At 69.2% G+C, this 1965-nt stretch carries 3 protein-coding genes; 2 read left to right on the plus strand and 1 reads right to left on the minus strand.

Annotation, left to right across the window (positions count from 1 at the left end; translation table 11 throughout):
* Positions 1-136: 136 nt before the first annotated feature.
* Positions 137-799 carry a LabA-like NYN domain-containing protein gene (locus B8460_RS06260; protein ID WP_084623285.1) on the minus strand — a complete coding sequence of 221 codons (663 nt, stop codon included), beginning with the start codon at positions 797-799 and terminating at the stop codon, positions 137-139.
* Between the two features lie 160 nt (positions 800-959).
* On the opposite strand from B8460_RS06260, the gene folK reads away from it, so the two are divergent.
* On the plus strand, positions 960-1466 hold the full coding sequence (folK, locus tag B8460_RS06265; protein WP_048860726.1) for a 2-amino-4-hydroxy-6-hydroxymethyldihydropteridine diphosphokinase: 507 nt from the start codon (positions 960-962) through the stop codon (positions 1464-1466).
* A 104-nt stretch (positions 1467-1570) separates the two neighbouring features.
* Positions 1571-1965, plus strand: a 395-nt coding sequence (gene rpoZ, locus B8460_RS06270; protein WP_048860727.1) for a DNA-directed RNA polymerase subunit omega, incomplete at its 3' end; no start/stop codon positions are given.

Consider the following 1965-nt stretch of genomic DNA (forward strand, 5'->3'; position numbering starts at 1 on the left):
CTCCGTCCCCGCCGCCGTGCCGCCGTCCTCGTCCGGCCCGGCCATCCGGTCCGGCCCGTGACGGCCTTCGGATGCGTCGGCCGAGTCGCCGGGACGGGCATCCCGGCGGGCAGCGGCGGCGGTGGCGGGAGCGGCGTCAGGCAAGATCGGGCCCTTCGGGGAACGGGTCGGCCGGCGTCTGGCGCAGGGTCATCTCGCTGCGCCGGGCGGCGGCGCGCTCGGCCCGTTCGGCGCGGTCGGCGCCGCGATGCTCGGCGTTGCGCGCCTCGGTCGGGCGGCGGGTGAACTCCGGCGCGATGTCGGACAGCTCGATGAACTGATCGGCCTGCCGGCGCAGCTCGTCGGCCACCATCGGCGGCGCGGTCTTGATGGAGGAGATGACGGACACGCGGACGCCCTTGCGCTGCACGGCCTCCACTAGACGCCGGAAATCTGAATCACCGCTGAACAGCACGGCATGGTCGATGCGCGCCGACAGCTCCAGCATGTCCACCGCCACCTCGATGTCCATGTTGCCCTTGACGCGGCGCCGCCCGGTCGCGTCCGTGAACTCCTTGGCGGGCTTGGTGACCAGCGTGTAGCCGTTATACGCCAGCCAGTCGGTCAGCGGCTTGAGGGGCGAATACTCCTCGGTCTCAAGCACGGCCGAGTAGTAATACGCCCGGATGACGTGCGCCCGCTTGCGGAAGAACTCCAGCAGATTGCGGAAATCGACGTCGAACCCCAGATTGCGCGAGGCAGAGTATAAATTGGCGCCGTCGATGAAAAGAGCAACGCGCTCGTTGGGCAGAAACTGCATTCTGGTAGCTTTCCCTCAATACCCGCGGCCCATGGCCGCATCACCCGAGACGTCCCCGCCGGTTGGGGTTACGCTGCGGCCCTCTGCTTATGGATGCGGGGCCGTTTCTTAATCACCGGCACGACGATCTCACAAATCCTGTTATCCCTGACGTTGCAACATGTTTTTTTCTGAGATCACGGTCGCCATCGGGGCGAACCTGCCGGGGCCGGGCGGCGCGCCGGCGATCGAGACCTGCCGCGCCGCGTTGGACGATCTGCGGCGCCTGCCGGGCCTGCGACTGGTCGCCGCCTCGCGCTGGTTCGTTACGGTACCGGTGCCACCGTCGCCCGGCCAGCCCGACTACGTCAATGGGGTCGCGCTGCTCGCCGGCGAGACGACGCCCGAGGCGCTGCTCGCCGCGCTGCAGGCGATCGAGGCCGCGCACGGCCGGGTGCGCGGCCTGCCCAACGCCCCCCGCACGCTCGATCTCGACATCATCGCCATGGACGGGCTGGTGCGCGACCACCCGGACCCGGTGCTGCCGCATCCCCGGGCCGACGCGCGGGCCTTCGTCCTGCTGCCGCTCGCCGACGTGCTGCCCGGCTGGGTGCATCCCCGCCTCGGCCAGCCGCTGTCGGCCCTGGTCGCCGCCCTGCCGCCGCAGGCTGCCGCTCCGATGGACTGACCACGCCGCAAAAATCGGCCGGGCGGTTGCTGCACTTGCGTCGTGACCACACATTGGCGTAGAGACTTTCGATTCCTGAAAGTTAAGCTGCGGAGGGTGAGCGCATGGCGCGCGTTACCGTCGAAGATTGCGTCCAGAAGATTCCGAACCGCTTCGAGCTGGTCCTGCTGGCCGCGCAGCGCGCCCGCAACATCAGCCGCGGCGAGGAACTGACGGTCGAACGCGACGACGACAAGAATCCGGTCATCGCCCTGCGCGAGATCGCCGAGGAAACGGTCGAGCTGGGCCGGCTGGAACAGGACCTCATCAAGTCCCTCTCGCGCGCGCCGGAGCCGGAGCCCGCGGACGAGGAGGTGCTTGACCTCATCCCGACCGACCAGAACATCTTCGGCCTGCAGGACGTGAGCGCCGAGGAAGAGGCCGCGACCCTGCCGGTCGAGGGCGAGGAACTCTCCCCCTCCGATCTCGAGGCGGCGATCGAGGCCGAACTCGGCGGCCG

It is taken from the genome of Acidisphaera rubrifaciens HS-AP3, from assembly GCF_000964365.1.
Classification (GTDB): Bacteria; Pseudomonadota; Alphaproteobacteria; order Acetobacterales; family Acetobacteraceae; genus Acidisphaera; species Acidisphaera rubrifaciens.